This window comes from Massilia sp. R2A-15, from assembly GCF_030704305.1.
Taxonomy (GTDB): domain Bacteria; phylum Pseudomonadota; class Gammaproteobacteria; order Burkholderiales; family Burkholderiaceae_D; genus JAFCUW01.
In genome coordinates this window covers 2234255-2257198 of the sequence record NZ_CP131935.1, presented here as the reverse complement: position 1 = coordinate 2257198, position 22944 = coordinate 2234255, and the positions used below count along the sequence as shown (strand labels likewise).

The following is a 22944-nucleotide window of genomic DNA, read 5'->3' as shown; positions in this document are numbered from 1 at the left end:
GATTACTCGTAGTCGCTGATCGGCGCGCAGCCGCAGAACAGGTTGCGGTCGCCGTACACGTTGTCGGCGCGGCCGACCGGCGGCCAGTACTTCTGGCGCCGCAGCGAAGCGACCGGGAAGGCCGCCTGCTCGCGCGTGTACTTGTGCTGCCAGTCGTCGGCCATGACCACTTCGGCGGTGTGCGGCGCGCCCTTTAGCGGGTTGTCCATGCGGTCGTACTCGCCGCGCTCGACCTTGACGATCTCGGCGTGGATCGCGATCATCGCCTCGATGAAGCGGTCGATTTCGACCTTCGATTCGCTCTCGGTCGGCTCGATCATCAGCGTGCCCGGGACCGGGAAGCTCATGGTCGGCGCGTGGAAGCCGAAGTCCATCAGGCGCTTGGCGACATCTTCGTTGCTGATGCCGGTGGCGTCCTGCAGCGGGCGCAGGTCGATGATGCACTCGTGGGCGACCAGGCCGTCGTGGCCCGAATACAGCACCGGATAGTGCGGCGCCAGGCGGCGCGCGATGTAGTTCGCGTTCAGGATCGCCGTCTCGGTCGCCGCGGTCAGGCCGGCGCCGCCCATCATCGCGATGTACATCCACGAGATCGGCAGGATCGAGGCCGAGCCGAACGGCGCCGCGCTGACGGCGCCGATGCCGGCTTCATCACGGGTGTAGCCAGTCGAACGCTGGTTCGGCAGGAACTTGGCCAGGTGCGCGCCGACGCCGATCGGGCCGACGCCAGGACCGCCGCCGCCGTGCGGGATGCAGAAGGTCTTGTGCAGGTTCAGGTGCGATACGTCGCCGCCAAACGCGCCGGGAGCTGCCACGCCGACCAGCGCGTTCATGTTGGCGCCGTCGATGTACACCTGGCCGCCGTGCGAGTGGATCACTTCGCACAGTTCGTCGATGCCTTCCTCGAACACGCCGTGGGTCGATGGGTAGGTCACCATTACGCACGCCAGGTTCTTGCTGTGCAGTTCCGCCTTGGCCTTCAGGTCGGCCAGGTCGACGTTGCCGCGCGCGTCGCAGGCGGTGACGACCACCTGCATGCCGACCATGTTGGCCGACGCCGGGTTGGTGCCGTGGGCCGACGACGGGATCAGGCAGATGTTGCGGTGGCCTTCGCCGCGCGACTCGTGGTAGGCCTTGATCACCAGCAGGCCGGCGTATTCGCCCTGCGAGCCGGCGTTCGGCTGCAGCGACACGGCGGCGTAGCCGGTCAGCGCGCACAGCATGTCTTCCAGCTGGCCGATCATTTCGCGGTAGCCGACCGTCTGCGCGTCCGGCGCGAACGGATGGATGTTCGAGAACTCGGGCCAGGTCACCGGGATCATTTCCGAGGTCGCGTTCAGCTTCATCGTGCAGGAACCGAGCGGGATCATGGTGCGGTCCAGCGCCAGGTCCTTGTCGGCCAGGCTGCGCAGGTAGCGCAGCATCTCGTGCTCGGCGTGGTAGCGGTGGAAGGTCGGGTGGGTCAGGTAGGCGCTGGTGCGCGCCAGCTGCGCGGGGAAGGCGTCGTCGCCGATGGCGTCGAAGTCGGGCGCAGCGTCCACGCCGAAGATCTTGCACAGCAGGGCGATGTCTTCGCGCGTGGTGGTCTCGTCGAGCGAGATGCCGACGTGGCCGTTATCGACCTTGCGCAGGTTGACGCCATGTTCGACGGCGGCCGTGTGGATCGCCGCGGCGCGGTCGGTGGCGACCGTCAGGGTGTCGAACCAGGTGGCGTTGGCCAGGGTGTAGCCGGCGCCCTTGAGCGAAGCGGCCAGGATGCTGGTGAAGCGGTGGGTGCGGGTGGCGATCTGCTTCAGGCCCGCGGGGCCGTGGTAGACGGCGTACATCGACGCCATCACGGCCAGCAGCACCTGCGCGGTGCAGATGTTCGAGGTCGCTTTTTCGCGGCGGATGTGCTGCTCGCGCGTTTGCAGGGCCAGGCGGTAGGCCTTGTTGCCCTGCGCATCGATGGTCACGCCGACCAGGCGGCCCGGCATGCTGCGCTTGAATTCGTCGCGGGTGGCCAGGTAGCCGGCGTGCGGGCCGCCGAAACCGAGCGGCACGCCGAAGCGCTGGCTGTTACCCACCACCACGTCGGCGCCCCATTCGCCCGGAGGCGTGAGCAGCGTCAGCGCCAGCAGGTCGGCGGCGGCGATGACCATCGCGCCGGCGGCGTGCAGGTGTTCGCAGGCGGCGCGGTAGTCGCGCACTTCGCCGTTCACGCCAGGGTACTGCAGCAGCACGCCGAAGCAGGCTTCATTGAGCGTTTCGATATCGGCCGCGGCGACGGTGCGCACTTCGATGCCGAGCGGTTTGGCGCGCGTCTCGACCACTTCGCGGGTCTGCGGCAGCACGTCGTCGGCCACGTAGAACACCTGCGACTTCGACTTGCCGACGCGCTGGATCAGCGTCATCGCCTCGGCGGCGGCAGTGCCTTCGTCGAGCATCGACGAGTTGGCGATGCCCATGCCGGTCAGGTCGGTCACGGTCTGCTGGAAGTTCAGGATCGCTTCCAGGCGGCCCTGCGAGATCTCCGGCTGGTACGGCGTGTAGGCGGTGTACCAGGCCGGGTTTTCGAAGATGTTGCGCAGCACGACGGGCGGCGTGAAGGTGTTCGAGTAGCCCTGGCCGATCATCGACTTCATGACCTTGTTCTGGCCCGCCAGCGCCTTCAGCTTGGCCAGCGCGGCCTGTTCCGTCATCGGCTCGTAGAACTGGCCCAGTTCGAGCTTGCTCTTGTTGCGGATGTTTGGCGGAACGATCGCGTCGATCAGCGCGGCGCGCGATGCGTAGCCGAGGGTCGACAGCATCGCCGCCTGCTCGGATTCGGATGGGCCGATGTGGCGCGGGATGAACGCGTCGCGTGCTTCAAGTTGGGTCAGGCTGGTGCGGGTCATTGTATGGGCCAGAATAAAGTGCTGGCCGACGGCGCGCGAACGCCGTGGCCGGGGTCGGGAAGGAGGGCGATGGGAACTGCCGGAAATTAGTCGGCGGTGTTCTTGCCGTAGGCGCCGGCGTCGAGCAGGCCGTTGATCGCGTTGGCGTCGCTTGGTTTCAGCTTGAACAGCCATGCCGAGTAGGCGTCGGCGTTGATCGACTCGGGCGCGTCGGCGACGGCCTGGTTGACGGCGGTGACTTCGCCCGACAGCGGCGCGTAGATGTCGCTGGCGGCCTTGACCGACTCGACCACCGCGGCGTCGTCGCCGGCGGTGAACGACTTGCCGACCTGCGGCAGTTCGACGAACACGATGTCGCCCAGCGCGTCCTGCGCGTACTCGGTGATGCCGACGGTGACGGTGCCGTCAGCTTCGGCGCGCACCCACTCGTGGGACTCGGTGTATTTCAGGTCGGCTGGGATATTCATATTGTTCGCTCCAAAGTAAGTGGGGTTAGGGTCTGACCCGCGGGGTCGGACCCAGGTGTTAATCAGTTAAGCAACCAGGATTTTACCGTTTCGCACGAACGGCAGCTTCACGACGGTGGCGGCCAGCTGCTTGTCACGGATTTCGACCTTGACGGTGTCGCCGATCGCCACGTCCATCGGCACGCGCGCCAGCGCGATGGCCTGCTGCATGCTCGGGCTGAAGGTGCCGCTGGTGATTTCGCCGGTGCTGCCGGACGCCGAGACGACCTTCTGGTGCGCGCGCAGCACGCCGCCTTTTTCGCGCAGGATCAGGCCGAGGAACTGGAACTTCTGGCCCATCGCGATCAGCGCGGCCTTGCCGACGAAGTCGCGCTCGGACACCAGGTCGATGGTCCATGCGAGGCCGGCGTCGAGCGGGTTGACGGTTTCGTCCATGTCCTGGCCGTACAGGTTCATGCCGGCTTCAAGGCGCAGCGTGTCGCGCGCGCCCAGGCCGGCGGGCTTGACGCCGGCGGCGACCAGCGCGTTCCATGCCGCTTCGGCCTGGTCGGCGGGGAAGGCCAGCTCGAAGCCGTCTTCGCCGGTGTAACCGGTGCGCGCGACCATCACTTCGCCGAACGCGGTGTCCTTGACGATGACGGCGTTGAACGGTTTCAGCGGCTCGGACGCGGCCTGCGTGGTCGGCAGCACCTGCCAGACCTTGGCGCGCGCGTTCGGGCCCTGGACGGCGATCAGCGCCATCGCGCCGGCTCCGCTGCCATCGCGGCGTTGGGTGATCGTGACGCCGCTGGCGGTGGCCGCATTCTGCTCGTTGATCCAGGCGATATCCTTGGTCGCGGTGCCGGCGTTGACGACCAGGCGGAACCAGTCTTCGCGGAAGAAGTAGACGATCAGGTCGTCGATGACGAAGCCCTGCGGATTGAGCATGCACGAGTACAGGGCCTTGCCCGGCACCTGCAGCTTGTCGACGTTATTGGCCAGCAGGCCGCGCAGGAACGAGCGCGCATTGGCGCCTTCGATATCGACCACGCACATGTGCGACACGTCGAACATGCCGACGTCGGTGCGCACGGCGTGGTGTTCCTCGATCTGCGAACCGTAGTTGACGGGCATGTCCCAGCCGCCGAAATCGACCATCTTGGCGCCGGCGGCGCGGTGTGCGGAATTGAGCGGGGTCGCTTGAAGCGTCATGGAATCCTCGAGGCAAGGTAAACAAAAAAGGGCCGCCGACCAGCAAGGGACGGTGTCGAGCCAATCCGATGGTGAATCGCGCCCCTCTGTCCTTGGTACCTGAGAGATAGCGGACAATGCATCCGCCTGCCCCTTCGGTGGGCCGCCGGCTGTGCGCCGCGGCCGCTCTCCAGAGTGTGGTGCGGCGCTGTGCAGCGCCGACCCCTGACCGGTCCTTTTGCCTGAGAGTTTTTGGGTGATGCCCCTTCGGCGGCAGCGCGTGGCTGCCCTCTCCCGATCAAGACTGTGGAGGATATGCCAGCAGGGCCGAAGTGTCAACCTGTCGGCGCCCGCGCGCAGGGCGGGGGCGCGCACGAATGCGGGGCAGCGCAAGGCTTTCTGCACCTCTATTTGTTAGAATGAGGAATTCACTTTGCGGGTAAAACGACCATGAGCGAAGATCAAGCCAAGGAAAAAAAAGAAGCGTGGTACACCCTTTCGGGAGACGTCAACAGCGATATGGTGCACCGGGTGTTCGAAGCGGTGTCGCACATGACCGACGAGGGCATCGACGTGGCGCACGTTCTGGTGCAGTCGAACGGCGGCTACGTCAGCGACGGGCTGTGCCTGTACAACTTCCTGTCCAACGCGCCGGTCGAATTCGTCATGTACAACGGCGGCGCGGTGGCCTCGATCGCCGTGATCCTCTACCTGAGCGGCACGCGCCGCTACGCCAGCGAGACTGCGCGCTTCATGGTCCACAAGTCGCACGCGACGGCTTCGCCGGGCGCACGGCCCGATGCGCTCAACATCATCGTCGAGGGCCTGCGCGCCGACGATGCGCGCACCGAGTCGATCCTGCGCAAGCACATCGAGCTGGCGCCGGAGCAGTGGGCGATCCACCAGTACTCCGACCTGCACCTGACGGCGCGCGACGCAAAGATCGCCGGCATGATTTCCGAGATCGGCGACTTCGCCCCGCCCAAGGGCGCCCACCTCAGCAACATCTGATAGCCGGGGTCTGGTCCTGCGGACCTGACCCCATCTTTGACACCGGCGCGTCAATCGAAAATGGGGTCAGGTCCGCAGGACCAGACCACGTCTCAAAGAAAAAAGCCTGCCGGCGGCGTGGCCGCTGGCAGGCTCTCTCTGCTTCTCAGAGCTTACTTCTTGTCGTTCTTGTGGCTTTGGCGGCCGGCTGCGGCGTGCTGCTCAGGGGTGCCGCCGCGGGTGCCGGCCGAAGGCGATGCCGACTGCTGGCTGCCCGACTGCGACCCCGACTGCTGCGAACCCGACTGCTGCGAACCCGACTGGCGGCTGGCGTCGTTCTTGTGGCTTTGACGGCCCGCCTCGACGTGCTGCTCGTGGGTGCCGCCCTGGCCGCCCGAACGCGAGCCCGAGCCCTGCGATCCCGACTGCTGGCTGTCCGAACGCTGGCTGGCGCTCTGCTGGCTGGCGCCCTGGCTGCGCGACTGGTTCTGCTGGTCCTTCTGCTGCTGCATCTTTTTCTGCTTGTTCATGTTCATTCCTTTACAAAGTTGAAAATGACTTGCCGCCGATTGCTACGCGAAAATAGTTTTTCGCTAGCGTTTCCGGAAACACAATCATGGGTTTCGCACTTTAGGATCGGTATCGGAAGAGCGCTTGAACCAGTGTAGGAGATCCGCCTACAAAATTGAAATGGTTTCAAGCGTGCGCTCGCTTAGAATTCCTCCCAGTCCACGTCCGGTTTGGCGACCGTGGCCCGGCGCGCGGCCCGCAGCGGCGCGGCCCGCACGGCAGAGTTCTTGCGCGGGGAAGGCGCCGGTTCCGCCGGCGCCGCGGCCGCTTTGCTGGCCAGCAAGTGGACCTGGGCCGCCGGGCGTGCGTGCTCGGTAGCGAGCGTAAAGCCGCCGATCACGCGGTTCAGGCTGGCGGCCTGTTCGCGCATCGACGCCGCCGCCGCCGCCGCTTCCTCGACCAGCGAGGCGTTTTGCTGGGTGGCCTGGTCCATCGCCGCGATTGCCTGGTTAACCTGTTCGATGCCGGTGGTCTGCTCGGCGCTGGCGTCGGCGATCTCGCCGATGATGCCGGTGACCCGCTTGACGCTGGTGACCACCTCGTTCATGGTGTTGCCCGCCTTGTCGGCCAGCAGGGTGCCGGCGTTGACTTTTTCCACCGAGTCGTCGATCAGCGCCTTGATTTCCTTGGCCGCCGCGGCCGAGCGCTGGGCCAGGTTGCGCACTTCGGAAGCCACGACGGCGAAGCCGCGACCCTGTTCGCCGGCGCGCGCCGCTTCCACCGCCGCGTTGAGCGCCAGGATATTGGTCTGGAACGCGATGCCGTCGATGACGCCGATGATTTCGGCGATCCGCTTCGACGAATCGTTGATCGAGGCCATCGTGCCGACCACTTCGGACACCACTTCGCCGCCCTTGACCGCCACTTCCGAGGCCGACACGGCCAGCTTGCTGGCCTGGTGGGCGTGGTCGGCGTTCTGCTTGACGGTGGCGGTCAGTTCCTCCATCGACGAGGCGGTCTCTTCCAGCGACGCGGCCTGCTGCTCGGTGCGCGCCGACAGGTCCTGGCTGCCCGCCGAGATCTCGCCGGCGCCGCAAGTGAGCGCCTCGGTGCCGGCGCGCACGTCGATGATCATGCCCACCAGCTTGTCGTTCATCTCCTGCATCGCCTTGAGCAGCAGGCCGGCTTCGCCGCGCGCGCTCTTGTCGACCTTGTTGCTCAGGTCCCCCGAGGCGACGCGCCGCGCCACCACGACGGCCTCGTGCACCGGCCGCGCCACCTCGGCGGACAGCCAGAAGCACAGCAGCACCCCGAACGCGAGCTCCAGCGCCAGGAAGCCCATGCTCCAGGCGAACGCGCCATCGAATTCGGCGCGCGCCAGCGCGGCGGCGGCCGCGCCGGGCTTGTGGGCGGCCTGGGCCGCCAGGTCGCTCATGTGCGCAAGTTGCCCCAGCAGCCAGCCCGCCACCATGATGCCGAGGCAGAGCACGATGGCGAAACTGGCGAACAGCTTGGTGCGGGTGTCGAGCTGGCGGATCGAGTTCATTGATTTTCCTTCGTGCAAGCGGACGGGATTCCACATGGTAAGTAAAGCGCAGCCCGCGACCATTGCGTAGCGTCAATCTAAAAGCCGGGCGCGAGTGTGGCGAAAATCATGAGGCGGCGAAAAAAACCGTCGAAATGGTATTTTCACTATTGCCATACGGCAATAATGTGCCAGAATGGGCATGCGCCGTCTTTTCGCGAGCGAGGCAAACCAATCCATGGCAACGACTCCCCACCAGCAAGCGGCATCCCGGACCGGCGTCCCCGCCGCGCGCGCGCAGCTCGACGACCTGGCCGGCATCGCCATCGCCCACCTCAACGAACAACTGACCGCGCTGTGCGGGCGCCTGGTGGCGGCGCTGCTCGACGTCGACGACCCCGCGCTCGACGCCCACACCGTGTATCAACGCGTCAAGTCGGGCAACCTGCTCAAATCGAACAGCTACGCATATATCCACCTGGCCAGCGCGGCGCTGGAGGAGGGCGTGCGCAAGGAAGTGGACGTGCTGGCGCCGACCCGCAAGCAGCTGCTGGACCGGGCGGCCGGCGAGCTGGCGTTGGTGCCCTTGGCCGAGATGGACCGCAGCGTGGCGTTCGGCGGCATCAGCCGGCCGTTCGAGGCCGCTTGCGCCGAACTGCTCGCCACGCTCAACGTGCGGCTCGGCTACCTGCTCGGGCGTGACACCCTGCGCCTGGCCCAGAACCCGTTCCGGCCCGATGTGATCCTCACCGCACTGCACCAGGCCTGGACCGAGTTTGAGCCGGACCAGCAATCCCACGGCCTGATGGCGCCGCTGCTGCGCCCGCTGGTGCTGTTCGATTTCGCGCCGCTGTATGAAGCGCTGAACCAGTCGCTGGCCGCGGCCAAGGGCGAGTCGGACGCGCTGCGCATCCGCAAGACCGACAACGCGGCGCGCGCGCGGGCCGAGCGCGCCTCCGGCCAGGCGGCGCTGGCGCAGCAGCTGCGCCAGTTTTTCGGGAGCAGCGAGGCGCCTGGCGACGGCGTCGCGGCGGGCATTCCCCTGATTCCCGACCTGCCGTCCATGCCGCAGGGCAGCGGCGGCTGGAGGCCGAGCGGCGCCGCGGGCTTCCACGGCGGCGTGGCGGCGCCCGCGATCGCGCCGGCGCCGGCGATCGCGCCTGCGCCCTTGGCGCCGGTCGCTTCCGCCGGCCCGCATGCCGGATGGGCCGAGCCGGGCGCGTTCGCTCCGGCCGTGGCGCCGCCACCCGGCCTGCTCGAGCTGCTGGTCAAAATCGGGCACGGCTTGCCGCCGCAGCCGGCCGCCGCCGCGCCGCAGGGCGACGTGTTCTACCTGCCGCGGCTGAAGCAGAGCCTGCCGCGCGGCAGCCTGTCGCGCGGCGACGAAAGCACCATCGACCTGCTGGCGCGGATTTTCGAAACCGTGTTCATCGACGAGACCATCCCGAAGGAGACGCGCGAACTGATCCAGTACCTGCAGGCGCCGGTGCTCAAGGCCGCCTTGCTGGACAAGGAATTCTTCTTCCAGGAGCAGCATCCGGCGCGCCGCATGATCGACCTGATGTCGCGCATGGGCTGGGAGCAGCGCGGCGGCGCCGACGATCCGCTGTTGCAGGCGATGCGGCGCGGCGTCGACCGGGTCGGCCGTGACGACGGCGCCGCCGCCTTCGCCGATGCGGTGGCCGAACTCGAGGCCAGCCTCGAAAGCGAGCAGAACGCCGCGGCCGCTGCGATCGAGGCGCCGATCGCCGCCGCCCTGAAGCAGGAAAAGCTGAGCGCGGCCACCAGGTCCGCGCGCAACGCCGTCGCCTTGCGGCTTGGCGGCGGCGACGTGGTGGCGGTGGTCGAGGCCTTCCTCGAAGAGAAGTGGACATCGGTGCTGACGATCGCCTACAGCGTTGAGGCCGACAAGCCGGGCGCGGTCGGCAGCGCCACCCGCACCATGGACGACCTGATCTGGAGCGTGCGGCCGAAGATCACCCAGGAACAGCGCCGGCAGCTGATCGCACGGCTGCCGGCCCTGCTGGCCACGCTCAACCAGTGGCTCGACATCATCAAGTGGCAGGACGCCGACCGGCTGCGCTTCTTCGCCGAGCTGGCCGAGTGTCACGCGTCGATCGTGCGCGCGCCGATCGTGCTTTCGCCCGAGCGCCAGCTGGAGATCGCCCTCGAGGTGGCGCAACAGGACGCGCAGCGGCGCATCGACCAGGAGCAGGCGCTGGCCGCGGCCGAGGACGCGGCTGCCGCGCAGGCCCAGGCCGATCCGGCGCTGGCCGCGATCGACGGGCTCGAGCGCGGCATGTGGCTGGAGTTCGCCCAGGCCGACGGCAGCGTGCGGACGGTCAAGCTTGCCTGGGTCAGCCCGCTGCGCTCGTTGTTCATCTTCTCCACCGGGGCGCGCAAGGAAGCCTTTTCCCTGCCGGTCGAGAAGCTGGCGGAAGCGTGGCGCGCCGGGGAGGCGAGGGTGGTGCGCCAGGACGGCGTGGTCGCGCGAGCCCTGGCCGACGCGATGGGGCTGGCGGTCAACGATCCGCTGGCCGGCGCCGCCGCCTGAATTCGCGCGCCGGCGGCGCAAATTACTTGTCGTAATGGTTGTTGCTCGTGCTATATTTCTTTTTTGAAATATTCACGTTTCCCGCCACCCATTCTTCAAGAGCCCGCCATGCGCCTGTCGATCCTGTTGTTGGTTTCCGCAATGTCCGGCTGCTTCCCCGCGATTGCCGCGCAACTTCCGGCCAAGCCTGCCGCCACGGCCGCCGACGCTACGTTCAGCCGCGGCGGCGCGCTCCCGAAATGGTCGCAGCCGCTGGCGGCCGTGCCGCCGACCACGCGCACCGATCCGGTTGTCATGCGGCTGGCCGAGACCCAGGCGATTGCCGGACCGTCGTCCGGCGTGCTGGTCAACCAGGCGCTCCAGGTGAACGACCAGGGCGCGCTGGCGACGATCGGCCAGTATTCGTTCAACTATTACCCCAGCTACCAGAAGGTCAGACTGCATCGGGTGGCGATCCTGCGCGGCGGCCAGGTGCTCGACCGCACCGGGTCGGTGAACGTGCGCCTGCTCGAGCGCGAAACGGCGGTGGAGGCCGGCGTGTACGGCGGCGCCAAGACGGTCCAGTTGCTGCTCGAAGACGTGCGGGTGGGCGACACCTTGTGGATCACCTACAGCACCGAAGGGCGCAATCCCGTGTTCGACAAGCGCTGGGCGGAAGACTTCAGCTGGGACCGCGACGTGCCGGTCGAACTGCGCCGCCTGACCATCCTGCATCCTGCGCGCCAGCCGCTGTACTGGCGCCAGCTGGGCGACGCGTCCGGCGCGCTGCTGGCGCCGGTGATCGACCAGCTGGGCGACATGGAGCGCATGCGCTTCGAGGGCGCCGCGATCGACGCGGTGGAGCAGGAGAGCTCGGTGCCGCCCGACTTCCTGCCGGTGCGGATGCTGCAGGTGAGCGAATATCCCGACTGGCAGTCGGTGGCCGGCTGGGCCGACGGCCTGTTCCCACCGGTGCAGGCCTCGCCCGGCCTGCGCCAGCTTGCCGCGAAGTTCGGCGCCGGGCCGACGCCGATGGCGCGGGCCAGCACCGCGCTGCACTGGGTGCAGGATGAAATCCGCTATTTCAGCGTGTCGATCGGCCAGAATTCGCACCGGCCGCAGGCGCCCGACGTGGTACTGGCGCGCCGCTTCGGCGACTGCAAGGACAAGACCTACCTGCTGGTCAGCCTGCTCGCGCAGATGGGCATTGCCGCCAGGCCGGTGCTGCTCGATGCGGGCGCGCCGCAAATGCCCGGCAAGCTGATCCCCTCGCCATCCTGGTTCGACCACGTGATCGTGCGCATCGAACTGGACGGCGCCACCTATTTCGTCGATCCCACCAGCACCGGCCAGCGCGGCCTGCTGAGCGGCCTGCCGGCAATCTTCCCCGGCGCGAAGGGCCTGCTGGTCGATGGCCGCACAACGGAGCTGTTGTCGTTTCCGGAAAGCCAGGACAGCGCGCCGCTGCTGGAATACATCGAAAACGTCGGCATCGCCACGTTCGATGGCGACGCCGCGCTGGAATCGCGCATCGTCTACCGCGGCCATTACGCCGATTGGGCGCGGCGCCACTTTCCGCCGATGGCGGCCAGCCAGGTCAAGCGCGAATTGCTGGCCCGCTACGAGAAACTGTACCCGGGCGTGGCCATGGTTGGCGCGCCCGCATTGCGCGACGCCGACGGGCGCTACGAGGTCGTCGCCAATTTCACCTTGCCCAAGCCCGTGACGCTGGTGGACGGCAAGTACAAGTTCGACTACGACAGCCAGATCATGGACGACACGATCGGCGTGCCGGCCAAGGTGGTGCGCAACTTCCCGTTCGCCCTGCCGAGCGGCAAGTTCCACGGCCGCTACCGGCTGAGCCTGCGTTGGCCCGAAACGTACCGGGCCAACGACGAGCCGATCGCGAAAACGCTGGACACGCCGTGGTTTGTCGCGACCGAGGAATATGCCCTGCGCGGCAACCTGGTCGATTACATGCTCGACTATCGCATCAAGACCGACCGGGTGGCCCCGGAAGCGATGCGCGAACTGAGCGTGAAAGCCAAAGCCCTGAATCCTTTCGCCTCGGGCAACTGGGGCGTGGCGGCCGATCGCGTGGCCTTGCCGGCGGCGCTGGCGCATTCCTACCGCAATTTCGAGACGGTGCTCTCTAGCCAGGCGATCTCCGAATGGGCCGCCAAGGTGGCCAGGGGCGAGCCGCCTGATTTCGAAGAAAGCTGCGAAGTCGCGCTGCGCTCGGTGCACGCCGCGGCGCTGCAGGACCCGTTCGACAAGAGCTCCTTCGAGTTTTTCCCCGACCGGATCGCCAAATGGGAAAAAGGCGTGGCCGCGCGGCGCTGCCAGGCGCGCCTGGCGTTTGCGCGGGGCCGGTTCGCCGACAGCGTCGCCCTGTTCAACGCCGACGGCCCCTTGAAGGACGCCGACCACCTGCTGCCGACGCTGGCCTGGGCCAGGTTCAGTACCGGCGACGGCGCCGGCGCGCTGGCCGACATGGCGCGCTACCGGACGGCGCGCGGCAAGGCCGGGGACTTGAACGGATTCGATATCGCCGCCAGCATCGCCTTGCTGCAGCGAATGGGACAGCCGCTGCCGGAGGAGCTGACCGCATACGGGAAAACTGTGCCCGACGGCCCCTGGCCAAGGCCGCTGGTCGCGATGCAGGCCGGCGCGATCGGCGAGGAAGAAGTGCTGGCGATCGCCGCGCGCCTGCCGCGCGATGCGCGCGACCTGGCGCTGAACGACGCCTGGTTCTATATTGGCCAGCGCCGCTTCGCTGCCGGCGACCGGGCCGGCGCGGCCGTGGCGTTCCGCTGGTTCGCCGCCAATGGCATTCCCGGCGCCGCCATCTACCCGGTCGCGCTGCATGAACTGGCCGGCAGGCAGGCGCCGGACGCCGACGTCGTCGCCGGCCGCGCGGCTGCGCGCGTGCGCGACGTCGCGGGCGCGATGGCAAGGTTCCGCGCCGCGGCAGCGCGCGGCAACCCGGAGGCGCAGTTCGAGCTGGCCAGCGCCAGCTTCGTTGGGGTGGGGACGGCGCAGGACTTCGCCGAAGCGCGGCGCCTGGCCACGCTCGCCGCGGACCAGGGTCACGCCGGCGCCATCAACCTGATGGGCAATATCTTCCTTGAAGGCCGGGGCGCGCCGAAGGACGAGGTCAAGGCGCTGGCATGGTACCGGCGCGCGGCCGGCCTGGGCGACGCGCTGGCACTGCACAATATCGGCAACTGCTATCGCTTCGGCTACGCCGGCATGGCGCGCGACCCGGTCAAAGCATTCGGATACATCCACGACAGCGCGGAAATGGGCAACGCGCGTGCGCAGGCGGCGCTGTCGCAGCTGTACGCGGCTGGCGAAGGGACGGCGGCGAACGACGAGCTGGCCCTGCACTGGGCCCGCCGCGCCGCGCTCAAGGGCGATGCCGCCGGGCTGCGCCAGATGGCCCAGCTGGTGCGCGCCGGCAGAGGCGCCGACAAGGATCCTGCCGCGGCGCTGACGATGGTTCGGGCGGCGGCTGACAGTGGCGACCCGGATTCGATGGCCGACCTGGCGCAGCTCTACGATGCCGGCAATGGTGTCGAGAAGGATCCGCGCCAGGCGTTCGCGTGGATCGAAAAAGCGGCGGGGAAGGGCAATGCCAACGCCCAGCTGGCGCTGGGTGTGCGTTATCAGGAAGGCCTCGGTGTGCGCGTCGATCCGGCCAAAGCGGTCGAATGGATGGAGAAGGCCGCTGCGGCAGGGCACCCCTTCGCGTCCATGCAACTGGCGGAGACTTTCATCAAGGGTGACGGGGTGCCGAAAGACGTCCCGCGCGCACTCGCCTACCTCAAGCCCTGCCTGGACCGGAACGAGCGCTATTGCCAGCAATTCATGGCAATGCTGCTGCATTTCGGGCGCGGCGTCGAGCGCGACTACGCCGCCGCCGCAGAGTGGTATCGCAAGGCCGCCGACCAGGGCATGGAAGTGTCGCGCAATAACCTTGCGGACCTGTACGAGAACGGCTTCGGCGTGCCGCAGGACTACGCGCAGGCGCTGGCCCTGTACCGCAGGGCCGCGCAAAGCAAGTTGCCGATCGCGTTTTTGAGCATCGGTTCGCTGTACGAAAAGGGCCTCGGCGTGCCGGTCAGTCCGCAACTGGCGTATTCGCACTATCAGCTGGCGGCGCAGGCGCGCGAGAATGATGGCAACGCCACCGAAGCGGCGCAGCGGCGCGACCGCCTGCGCGCGCAACTGAGCGACAAGCAAAAGGCGGACGCGGAAGCACTGGCCATCGCATGGAAACCCGGCGCGCCGCTGCCCGGCGAGAGCGTGCAGTAGTGAAGTCGTTGCGGCCGGGGGCCTGCGGGCCTGTCCCTGCTACATCTGCTTGAACAGATCGAGATAATTGCGGCTGACCACCAGCTGTTCCGGCCGTCCCTTCAGCTTGAGCAGCAGGCGGCCGCGAAAGTCGGTATGGGTCGATTCGACGAACTTCGCCGCCACGATTGCGCTGCGGTGCACCTGCCAGAACCGGGTCTCGTCGAGCTGCTCGCGCAACTGGCGCATCGGCGTGCGGATCAGGCTTTCGCCGTCCTGCAGGTAGACGCAAGTGTATTTGTCGCTGCTCTGGAAATACACCACCTCGTCGATCGAGATCAGCCTTGTCTCGCGGCCGTGCGCGGCGCGGATCCATTGCAGAGGCTGCGGCGCCGGCGCGGCAGCCACGCCCAGTTGCTGCAACAGCGTGCGCAGTGCCGCCGCGTCGCCAGCCGGCTTGTCGCGCAGCGCCGACTTCAGCTTGGCCACGGTGCGCGTCAGCCGCTCGAGCGTGGCCGGTTTGAGCAGGTAGTCGCGGGCCGAATGCTCGAACGCCTCGACCGCGTAATGGTCGTGCGCGGTGATGAAGACGATGTGCGGGCCATGCTCGCCGGCCGCCAGGCGCGCCGCGACGTCGAGCCCGGTCATGCCGGGCATCTGGATGTCGAGGAACACGATGTCCGGCGCCAGCTCGTCGGCCAGCCGCAGGGCGTCGATGCCGTTGGCGGCGGTGGCGACGATGCACAGCTCGGGCCAGACGACCGCCAGTTGCGACGCGAGATAGTCGCGCAGGTGCGGCTCGTCGTCCGCGATCAGGGCAGTAGGTTGGTCGATGGCGACACCATGTCAAGTGGCAGCAGGACGCGTACGGTCATGCCGCAGGGTTGATTTTCGAGTAATTGTAGCTGAGCGCCGGGACCGTACAGGCTGTGCAGCCGCGCCCGCAGGTTGGCCAGCCCGACGCCGCCGCCGGCACGGGCCGGCCTGGAGGTCAGCCCGGCGCCGCTGTCGGCCACTTCGATGCGCAGGGCGTCGCCGTCGGGGTGCGCGCGCAGTACGATCTCGCCGCCGTTGACCTTGGGCTCGAGACCGTGCATGACGGCGTTCTCGACGATGGGCTGCAGCAGCATCGGCGCCACGCGCAAGGCGCGCGTCGCGTGCGCGACGTCGATCCGGTAGCGCAGCCGCTCGCCCATGCGCACCGCCAGTACGTCGAGATAGGCTCCCGCGAGGTCGAGTTCGGCGCCCAGCGTGGCTTGTTCGGCGCGGCTGGCGGTCAGGCTGGCGCGCAGGTAGTCGATGAACCGTTCGAGCATGTGGCGCGCCTGCGCCGGCTGGGTGTCGATCAGGCTGAGCACATTGGCCAGGGTGTTGTACAGGAAGTGCGGCTCGATCTGCGCCTGCAGAGCCCGCAGCCGCGCCTCGGCCAGCAGTTGCGCGGCGGCGGCGATCTGCTCGCTTTGGCGCGCCGCCAGCGTTTCGTTCTCGATCCGGCGTTCGCTCGACCTGAGTAGCATGAACATGAACAGCGACATCCCCAACGCAAATGGCACGATGGTGGCGAGCGCGGCGCTTTGCATGAGGTAGTGGACGGGATTAACGCCCTTGAGCAGGGCGTTACCGGTGGCGACGCCAAACGTCACGCAAGTGCCGATCACCACCAGGTGGTAGCTCACGGCGGCAATTCCCTTGATGCGCGACGGCCAGCCGCGCAACAGGTAGTCCAGCGCGGCGAGCGTTCCGTGGATCAGGTAGCCCACCAGGTTGGCGATCAGACATATCGGGAAAAAATACGCCATGAATCCCATGCCGCTCTGGCCGAACAGCAAGCTGACGCCCGTCAGGAACAGCGCGATCAGGGTATTCCACAAGCCGGTGTAGATCAGGTTGCGAAAGGGCGAACACGGCCAGCGCCGAAAAAGCGGTATCTGGTCCAGCGGGTGCGCTCCGCGCCTTGCGGTGCTGTAGGCCATGGTCGGTATCCGAAAAGGTTAAGCCGGCAGAAAGTTACCATGAAAGCAAACCGGCGTCCGATATCCCAGCCGCGCCAGTGCCAGCGGACCGGCGCCGACATGCGCGGCATCGAACACGGTCATCACGGTTTCGCCGCGCCGGGTGTCCTGCGCCACGCCGACCAGGTAGCCGTCGGTTTCCGAGCGCGCATGGCGGCGCGGCACCAGCACATGTTCCTCGGCCTGCCAGCCGGCGTCGAAGCGGTAGCTGTCGGCCTTGCCGGTGTCGGTGTCGATCAGGTTGACGGTGTCGAAGACGTACTCGCGGTTGCGCGCCGCGCTGCTCAGCACGGCCAGCTTGCGGTGGCGCCGTGCCGCCACCTGCGGCATCACGCGCGGAAACTCGCTGTTGCCGAACAGGCGCGCCTGGTGCGCCTTGCCACTGGCATAATCGAGCGTGATCTGCGCTGTGTGGCTGCGTTCCAGGTTCGACTGGCGTTCGCCGCGCATCAGCGCCCCGAGCGTGGCGATCGCATTGCCGTCGTGCAGCACCGCATCGAGCCGGGTGGTCTGGCCATCATCGAAGGCGTTGCCGAAATGGAAGACCATGTGTGGATCGAGTTCGAACACCTGGCGCACCTGCAGGGTCGCCTTCGACACCACCACCGCCCGCATCGGCCGCGTGCCGGCCCAGGCATGGCGGTCGGCGAAGCTCAGGGCCGTGTCCGGCGAGAGGTCGAACGGCGGCACCAGGAAAATCAGGTGCTGTGCGCTGATGACGAAGTCGTGCACCATCGCCAGTTGCGGCACTTCCACCACGGATGCTTGCAGCAGCGCCCCATCGGCGCCGATGTGGTACAGCGCCATGCGGCCGCCAAAGGGCAGGGCGCCGAAATTCCACATGCTGCCGTCCTGGTCGATCTTCGGGTGGGCCGAGAACGGCATCGCCTTCTGGTCGTCGCGCCAGGTCTTGATGCCGACCGTGTCCAGCGTGACCGGATTGAGTTCGATCGCCGAACCGCCTTCCCACAGCGCGTACAGGCGCCCGCCAAACGGCAGCAGGTTGGTGTTGGCCGCGTTCATCGTGTCGTTGCTCTTGATGCCGCGCCGGCTGAGCTGAGTGCCGAACGCCGGATACAGGAACTGGCCCGCCTGCGACTCGTCGGTGAATTTCTGCGTGGCGACGAACTTGCCGCGATGGCTGACCTTTCCGTGGGCGATCTGCCAGCGCTGCGCATAGCCGTCGCCGTCGAACCAGTGGTGGTAGCGCTCGCCGCCCAGCTCGAACCGGCCCGGTCCGTTGCGGAAGAAGACGCCTTCGAGGTCGGCCGGCATGCGACCGGTGATGGCGGCGTCGCCGGAGCGCTCGCCCACCATGTCGGCGTACACCGCCAGGGTCGGGTCGCGTTCGAGCGCCGCATGGAAGCGCTGGTAGGTTTCGGGATTGGCGAATGCGGTGGCGGGCAGCAGGCCGAGAGCGGCGCCCGACGCAAGCAGTTGGCGGCGGTTCATGATCGCCTCCGGTCAGCGCAGGCTGACGCGCATGCTGGCGCCGGCGGCGGGCAGCGCAAAGCGGGCCTGCTCGAAACTGGGCGGCCCCATCTTGCCGAGCGCGTTATTGCTGAACGCGTAGTCTTCGGTTGGAATGCCGAGCGGGTTCCTGTCCAGTTTGTCGTTCGAATTGGCGTCGTGGAACAGGACGAACGCGTACTCGCCGGCCGGCAAATCCTTCAGCACGACGGTGACGGAATCGCGCTCGGCGACGGCGCTGGCTGCGCCCGCCGGGCTTTTCAGAAACGTGTCGGCAGAGCTGTACACCGCTACCTTGATGCTTCCGCCGCCCGCCTTGACGTCGTCGATATGGATGGTCAGGTCGGCGGCGCCGGCCGGACCGGTCGCCAGCAGCGCGGCGCAGCACATGGTCTGGATCAGTTTCATGCAAGTCTCCGGTGGGTGAACTGGAGCCCACTGTAGCGCCGCCGCGCGGGGACGGGGCGGCGATGCGATGAAACGGCCCTGGACGGCGCGAAATGCGGCCGGGCGGCGTGAAATGCCGGCTAGTCCTCAGCCGCCGGCGCCGTCTCCGCGTCGGGCTCAGGGCCGGCGGGCCTCAACGCATTGTTCGCGGCCGCCGCGCGCGCCACCGACTCGGTGGTGGGGAAGGGAAACGGGCCGTGCTCAGCGGAAGTGGGAAAGTGGACCGGTGCAATAGGAAGGTGCATGTCGCCTCGCCGGGTTCGGTTAAAGATTGTTTGACCGAAAAGATGCAGCTCAGTTCGGATCTGGCGTGCCTGGATATCTGCTCCACTTGCCATCAGGGCAACATACACCGTACACTGAGCCAGGACGGAGGACCGCGATCCGGCGCCAACGAGCGGTTGTATAACAATTCCAGGGAAGGCGATATCGATGAAGAGGTTCTCTCCGGTCGCAGCGCTGCGTCAATTTCGCGTGCGGGCTGCCATCCCCGTCGCGATGATCCTGGCGGGACACTGGTACAGGAATCGTCAGTTGAACCGGACAGACTTGCTGATCGCCGCCGTCGTGTTCCTTTCCTGTTTGATCGTGGCGTCGAGGCTGGCATCTCGAACTGCGGAGAAAGTCTGAGGTGCAGAGCATGAGAAAGCGAATTTTCGATAAGCGCTTCTTCCTGATGAGCATTGCAGGCTCTGCGATTGGAATACTGCTGAGCCGCCTTGTGATCAAGCCGCTCATGCATATGGCGGGGGATCCACCATGGCTGCGCCAAGCGGTGGTAGTGACGCTGCTGGGCGTGACCGTCGGCCTGTTCGCTCTGGCCTTTTTGACGAGGCTGGCTGCGCGCCGGCGCCGGCTCCCCAAAATCGAGCCGGATTGACGCAGCTTCTTATCCTGGAAACACTATTTCCAAATCGCAACTTCGGGTAAGATAACCCTGTTCCCCGCATGGTATGATCGTCGTCTTTACCGCCTCCGGGGTGTTGCCGGTTTTCGGCCTGGCCATAGGATAGTCAAGCAACGTGCGTCTCTCTTCCATTAAATTGTCGGGATTTAAGTCTTTCGTCGATCCCACCAATTTCCAGGTACCCGGCCAACTGGTCGGCGTGGTCGGTCCCAACGGTTGCGGCAAGTCGAACATCATCGACGCCGTGCGCTGGGTGCTGGGCGAATCGAAAGCGTCGGAGCTGCGCGGCGAGTCGATGCAGGACGTGATCTTCAACGGCTCGACCCACCGCAAGCCGGCCGGGCGCTCCTCGGTCGAGCTGGTGTTCGACAACAGCGACGGCAAGGCCGCCGGCCAGTGGGGCCAGTACGCCGAGATCGCGGTCAAGCGCACCCTCACGCGCGACGGCACTTCCACCTATTACATCAACGGCCAGCCGGTGCGCCGGCGCGACATCCAGGACATCTTCCTCGGCACCGGCCTGGGTCCGCGCGCCTACGCCATCATCGGCCAGGGCATGATCTCGCGGATCATCGAGTCGCGACCCGAAGAGCTGCGCGTGTTCCTCGAGGAGGCCGCCGGCGTCTCGAAGTACAAGGAGCGCCGCCGCGAGACCGAGAACCGCCTCAACGACACGCGCGAGAACCTGCTGCGGGTCGAGGACATCCTGCGCGAACTGAACGCCAACCTGGAAAAGCTCGAGGCGCAGGCGGTTGTCGCCAACCGCTTCCATTCGCTGCAGGCCGACCAGGAAGAGAAGCAGAAGCTGCTTTGGCTGCTGCGCAAGAACGAGGCGCAGGCCGAGCAGACGCGCTACTTCCGCGAGATGGAGCAGGCCCAGACCGGCCTCGAAGAGCAGACGGCGAAGCTGCGCCACGTCGAGCTCGAACTCGAACACATGCGCCAGGCCCACTTCGCCGTCGGCGACCGTCTGCACCAGGCGCAGGGCCACCTGTACCAGACCAATTCCGAGATCGGCAGCCTGGAGGCGCAGATCAAGTTCGTCATCGAGTCGCGCAGCCGGCTGCAGAATCAGCTGGCGACGCTGGAAGCCCAGCGCAACCAGTGGCAGGCGCAAAGCCAGGACTACCAGGAGCAGCTGGGCGAGGCCGAGTACACGCTGGAAGAACTGGGCGCGCGCGTCGAACAGGCGCAGATGGCGGCCGAGGCGCAGTCGGACAGCCTGCCGGCGCTCGACGCCGCATGGCGCGCGGCGCAGCACACCACCACCGAATCGCGCTCGCGCATCATGCAGGCGCAGCAGCAGATCGAGCTGTCGTCGGCGCACCAGCGCAATGCGTCGAACATCCTGGCCGGGCTGGCCACGCGGCGCGAACGCCTGCAGCAGGAAAAGAACGGCCTGAACCTGCCCGACAGCGCGCACCTCGAAAACCTGCGGTTGCAGCTGGAGGAAAAGCAGCAGGCGCTGGAAGAGCAGACGATGGTGCTGGAAGAGGCCACCGAGCAGCAGGAGCGCCTGGAGCAGGAGCGCGCCGCCGCCCAGGCGCAGGTGAACGCCGAAGCGGCCGCCAACGCGCAGCTCGAAGCGCGCCTGGCGGCCCTGAAGCAGATGCAGGAGCGGGTGCAGACCGAGGGCAAGGTCCAGCCCTGGCTGAAGAAGCACGAACTCGACGGCCTGCCGCGCCTGTGGCAGAAGCTGCACGTGGAGCAGGGCTGGGAAACCGCGCTCGAAGCGGTGCTGCGTGAACGCACCGCGGCGCTGGAGATGTCCAACATCGAGTGGGCAAAGGCCTTCTTCGCCGATGCGCCGCCGGCCAAGCTGGCGCTGTATGCGCCGTCGCTGGCCGCCGCGGCGCCATTGCAGATCCCGGGCTTCAGGACCTTTGCCAGTCTCCTGAAGATCAACGAACCTGGCCTGCGCGGGGTGCTGGACGACTGGCTACACGGCGTGTACGTCGCCGAGGACACGGCCAGCGCCTTCTCGGCGCGCGCCTCGCTGCCGCCGGGCGGCTCCTTCGTCACGCGCCAGGGACATGTCGTCACCGCGTCGTCGGTGCGCTTCTACGCCGCCGACGCCGAGCAGGATGGCATGCTGGCGCGCCAGCAGGACATCGACAACATCGGCAAGCAGCTGCGCGCTCAGGCCTTGCTGGCCGACGAAGCGCGCGCGCGCTCGGTGCGCGCCGACGCCGCCGTGGCCGAACTGCAGCGCCGCATGCAGGACTCGCGCCTGCGCATCGGCGCCTTGACGCAATCCGTGCATGCCCTGCAGATCGAGGTGGTCAGGCAGTCCGAGATCGAGGCGCGCTTCAACCAGCGCAGCACGCAGATCCACGCCGACCTGGCCGAAATCGCCATGCAGGAAGAAGAGCAGCAGCAGGTGCGCATGGAGGCCGAGGAAAAATTCGAACAGCTCGACATGGAGCTGGCCGAACTGCAGGGCGCGCACGAAGACGGCCAGACCGCCTTCCTGGCGCAGGAACAGGCGCTGGCCGACGCGCGCGAGAAGCTGCGCGAACTGGAGCGGGCGGCGCAGGAAGCGCAGTTCGCCGAGAAGTCCCAGCGCAGCAAGATCGAGGAACTGCGCCGCAATATCGCCACCGCCACGCAGCAGGCGGCGCAGGTCGCCGAGAGCCTGGAGCTTGGCCGGCAGGAGCTCGAGTCACTGGAATCGGGCGCCGCCAGCGACGGCCTGCAGGACCTGCTGGACCGCCGCAGCGGCCAGGAGCGCGCGCTGTCCGATGCTCGCCATGAGCTTGACCAGATCACGCAGCAGCTGCGCCACGCCGAGGAATCGCGCATGGCGGCCGAGCGCAGCCTGCAGCCGCAGCGCGACAAGATCTCCGAGATGCAGCTCAAGGAACAGGCCGCGCGTCTGAACCAGGAGCAGTTCGCCGAAGCGCTGAAGGCGGTCGACGCCGACGAGGCCGCGCTGCAGGAAAAGCTGCAGCCGGAGATGAAGGCGCAATACCTGCAGGGCGAGGTCACGCGCCTGACCAACGCCATCTCGATGCTGGGCGCCGTCAACCTGGCGGCGCTGGACGAACTGGCGCAGGCGTCCGAGCGCAAGAACTTCCTCGATTCGCAAAACGCCGACCTGACCGAGGCGATCGTCACGCTGGAGGACGCGATCCACAAGATCGACAAGGAAACGCGCGACCTGCTGCAGGACACCTTCGACAAGGTCAACCTGCACTTCTCCGAGCTGTTCCCGATCCTGTTCGGCGGCGGCAACGCCAGGCTGGTGATGACGGGCGACGAAATCCTCGACTCCGGTGTGCAGGTGATGGCCCAGCCGCCGGGCAAGAAGAACGCCACCATCCACCTGCTGTCCGGCGGCGAAAAGGCGCTGACGGCAACCGCGCTGGTGTTCTCGATGTTCCGCCTGAATCCCGCGCCATTCTGCCTGCTCGACGAGGTTGACGCGCCGCTCGACGACGCCAACACCGAGCGCTTCTGCCGCATGGTCAAGCGCATGTCCGAGCACACCCAGTTCCTGTTCATCTCGCATAACAAGATCGCCATGGAGATGGCCAACCAGCTGATTGGAGTGACGATGCAGGAGCAGGGCGTCTCGCGCATCGTCGCGGTGGACATGGAGTCCGCCGCCGGCATGGTCGACGGCCTGCAGGCGGCGTAACCCGAAGCAGGGGTCTGGTCCCGCGGACCTGACCCCATCTTGATTCATCCCTCGCGCCTGGCGTAAATGGCGTATGGGCCTTGTTATTGGTATCATGATCG

The 22944-nt window shown here is 67.1% G+C and carries 16 protein-coding genes and 2 riboswitches; of the genes, 6 read left to right on the top strand and 10 right to left on the bottom strand.

The annotated features are described in order from the left end of the window. Positions 1-2 precede the first annotated feature (2 nt). The 3 genes from gcvP to gcvT all read right to left on the bottom strand — a co-directional run bounded on the left by gcvP (position 3) and on the right by gcvT (position 4534). The gene (gene gcvP / locus Q4S45_RS10300; RefSeq protein ID WP_305511580.1) at positions 3-2876 is read right to left on the bottom strand and encodes an aminomethyl-transferring glycine dehydrogenase; all 2874 of its coding nucleotides are present in this window, start codon (positions 2874-2876) and stop codon (positions 3-5) included. A gap of 86 nt (positions 2877-2962) precedes the next feature. Further along, positions 2963-3343 (bottom strand): glycine cleavage system protein GcvH, encoded by a 381-nt coding sequence (gene gcvH / locus Q4S45_RS10295; protein ID WP_305511578.1) that lies wholly within the window; start codon positions 3341-3343, stop codon positions 2963-2965. A gap of 66 nt (positions 3344-3409) precedes the next feature. Continuing rightward, positions 3410-4534: a glycine cleavage system aminomethyltransferase GcvT gene (gene gcvT / locus Q4S45_RS10290; RefSeq protein ID WP_305511576.1), complete on the bottom strand. Its 1125-nt coding sequence runs from the start codon at positions 4532-4534 to the stop codon at positions 3410-3412. Between the two features lie 76 nt (positions 4535-4610). Continuing rightward, a riboswitch (glycine riboswitch) is annotated at positions 4611-4717 on the bottom strand. A gap of 16 nt (positions 4718-4733) precedes the next feature. Next, positions 4734-4820, bottom strand: a riboswitch (glycine riboswitch). A gap of 143 nt (positions 4821-4963) precedes the next feature. Between gcvT and Q4S45_RS10285 the strand changes: the two genes are divergently transcribed. Beyond that, positions 4964-5524: an ATP-dependent Clp protease proteolytic subunit gene (locus Q4S45_RS10285; RefSeq protein WP_305511574.1), complete on the top strand. Its 561-nt coding sequence runs from the start codon at positions 4964-4966 to the stop codon at positions 5522-5524. Positions 5525-5676: 152 nt separating this feature from the next. Here Q4S45_RS10285 and Q4S45_RS10280 read toward each other — a convergent pair whose 3' ends face one another. Together Q4S45_RS10280 and Q4S45_RS10275 are read right to left on the bottom strand one after the other, a co-directional pair. Further along, positions 5677-6033: a hypothetical protein gene (locus tag Q4S45_RS10280; protein ID WP_305511573.1), complete on the bottom strand. Its 357-nt coding sequence runs from the start codon at positions 6031-6033 to the stop codon at positions 5677-5679. Positions 6034-6215: 182 nt separating this feature from the next. Continuing rightward, entirely contained in the window at positions 6216-7559 is a 1344-nt protein-coding gene (locus Q4S45_RS10275; RefSeq protein ID WP_305511572.1) for a methyl-accepting chemotaxis protein, read from the bottom strand. 217 nt (positions 7560-7776) lie between these two features. Between Q4S45_RS10275 and Q4S45_RS10270 the strand changes: the two genes are divergently transcribed. Together Q4S45_RS10270 and Q4S45_RS10265 are read left to right on the top strand one after the other, a co-directional pair. Further along, positions 7777-10092, top strand: a complete 2316-nt coding sequence (locus Q4S45_RS10270; protein WP_305511570.1) for a DUF1631 family protein — start codon at positions 7777-7779, stop codon at positions 10090-10092. Between the two features lie 108 nt (positions 10093-10200). Beyond that, a complete protein-coding gene (locus Q4S45_RS10265) occupies positions 10201-14388 on the top strand; it encodes a DUF3857 domain-containing protein (protein WP_305511568.1) in 4188 nt (1395 codons plus the stop codon). Between the two features lie 39 nt (positions 14389-14427). Here Q4S45_RS10265 and Q4S45_RS10260 read toward each other — a convergent pair whose 3' ends face one another. The 5 genes from Q4S45_RS10260 to Q4S45_RS10240 all read right to left on the bottom strand — a co-directional run bounded on the left by Q4S45_RS10260 (position 14428) and on the right by Q4S45_RS10240 (position 18541). Continuing rightward, entirely contained in the window at positions 14428-15135 is a 708-nt protein-coding gene (locus Q4S45_RS10260) for a LytTR family DNA-binding domain-containing protein (RefSeq protein WP_308633178.1), read from the bottom strand. 44 nt (positions 15136-15179) lie between these two features. Next, positions 15180-16340, bottom strand: coding sequence for a sensor histidine kinase (locus Q4S45_RS10255; protein WP_305511566.1), 1161 nt, complete (start codon positions 16338-16340; stop codon positions 15180-15182). An 18-nt stretch (positions 16341-16358) separates the two neighbouring features. Continuing rightward, positions 16359-17831, bottom strand: coding sequence for a carotenoid oxygenase family protein (locus Q4S45_RS10250; protein ID WP_305511564.1), 1473 nt, complete (start codon positions 17829-17831; stop codon positions 16359-16361). 12 nt (positions 17832-17843) lie between these two features. Then, positions 17844-18257: a DUF2141 domain-containing protein gene (locus Q4S45_RS10245; RefSeq protein ID WP_305511562.1), complete on the bottom strand. Its 414-nt coding sequence runs from the start codon at positions 18255-18257 to the stop codon at positions 17844-17846. Between the two features lie 119 nt (positions 18258-18376). Beyond that, the gene (locus tag Q4S45_RS10240) at positions 18377-18541 is read right to left on the bottom strand and encodes a hypothetical protein (protein ID WP_305511560.1); all 165 of its coding nucleotides are present in this window, start codon (positions 18539-18541) and stop codon (positions 18377-18379) included. 187 nt (positions 18542-18728) lie between these two features. Between Q4S45_RS10240 and Q4S45_RS10235 the strand changes: the two genes are divergently transcribed. From Q4S45_RS10235 to smc, 3 genes are all read left to right on the top strand, one after another. Further along, entirely contained in the window at positions 18729-18926 is a 198-nt protein-coding gene (locus Q4S45_RS10235; protein ID WP_305511558.1) for a hypothetical protein, read from the top strand. Between the two features lie 10 nt (positions 18927-18936). Then, positions 18937-19176 (top strand): hypothetical protein, encoded by a 240-nt coding sequence (locus Q4S45_RS10230; RefSeq protein ID WP_305511557.1) that lies wholly within the window; start codon positions 18937-18939, stop codon positions 19174-19176. A 142-nt stretch (positions 19177-19318) separates the two neighbouring features. After that, entirely contained in the window at positions 19319-22843 is a 3525-nt protein-coding gene (gene smc, locus Q4S45_RS10225) for a chromosome segregation protein SMC (RefSeq protein WP_305511555.1), read from the top strand. Positions 22844-22944 lie beyond the last annotated feature (101 nt).

Bases quoted from the DNA above. Each gene is read 5' to 3' on its own strand.
- gcvP (WP_305511580.1), bottom strand. From the start codon at position 2,876: ATGACCCGCACCAGCCTGACCCAACTTGAAGCACGCGACGCGTTCATC.
- gcvH (WP_305511578.1), bottom strand. From the start codon at position 3,343: ATGAATATCCCAGCCGACCTGAAATACACCGAGTCCCACGAGTGGGTG.
- gcvT (WP_305511576.1), bottom strand. From the start codon at position 4,534: ATGACGCTTCAAGCGACCCCGCTCAATTCCGCACACCGCGCCGCCGGC.
- Q4S45_RS10285 (WP_305511574.1), top strand. From the start codon at position 4,964: ATGAGCGAAGATCAAGCCAAGGAAAAAAAAGAAGCGTGGTACACCCTT.
- Q4S45_RS10280 (WP_305511573.1), bottom strand. From the start codon at position 6,033: ATGAACAAGCAGAAAAAGATGCAGCAGCAGAAGGACCAGCAGAACCAG.
- Q4S45_RS10275 (WP_305511572.1), bottom strand. From the start codon at position 7,559: ATGAACTCGATCCGCCAGCTCGACACCCGCACCAAGCTGTTCGCCAGT.
- Q4S45_RS10270 (WP_305511570.1), top strand. From the start codon at position 7,777: ATGGCAACGACTCCCCACCAGCAAGCGGCATCCCGGACCGGCGTCCCC.
- Q4S45_RS10265 (WP_305511568.1), top strand. From the start codon at position 10,201: ATGCGCCTGTCGATCCTGTTGTTGGTTTCCGCAATGTCCGGCTGCTTC.
- Q4S45_RS10255 (WP_305511566.1), bottom strand. From the start codon at position 16,340: ATGGCCTACAGCACCGCAAGGCGCGGAGCGCACCCGCTGGACCAGATA.
- Q4S45_RS10250 (WP_305511564.1), bottom strand. From the start codon at position 17,831: ATGAACCGCCGCCAACTGCTTGCGTCGGGCGCCGCTCTCGGCCTGCTG.
- Q4S45_RS10245 (WP_305511562.1), bottom strand. From the start codon at position 18,257: ATGAAACTGATCCAGACCATGTGCTGCGCCGCGCTGCTGGCGACCGGT.
- Q4S45_RS10240 (WP_305511560.1), bottom strand. From the start codon at position 18,541: ATGCACCTTCCTATTGCACCGGTCCACTTTCCCACTTCCGCTGAGCAC.
- Q4S45_RS10235 (WP_305511558.1), top strand. From the start codon at position 18,729: ATGAAGAGGTTCTCTCCGGTCGCAGCGCTGCGTCAATTTCGCGTGCGG.
- Q4S45_RS10230 (WP_305511557.1), top strand. From the start codon at position 18,937: ATGAGAAAGCGAATTTTCGATAAGCGCTTCTTCCTGATGAGCATTGCA.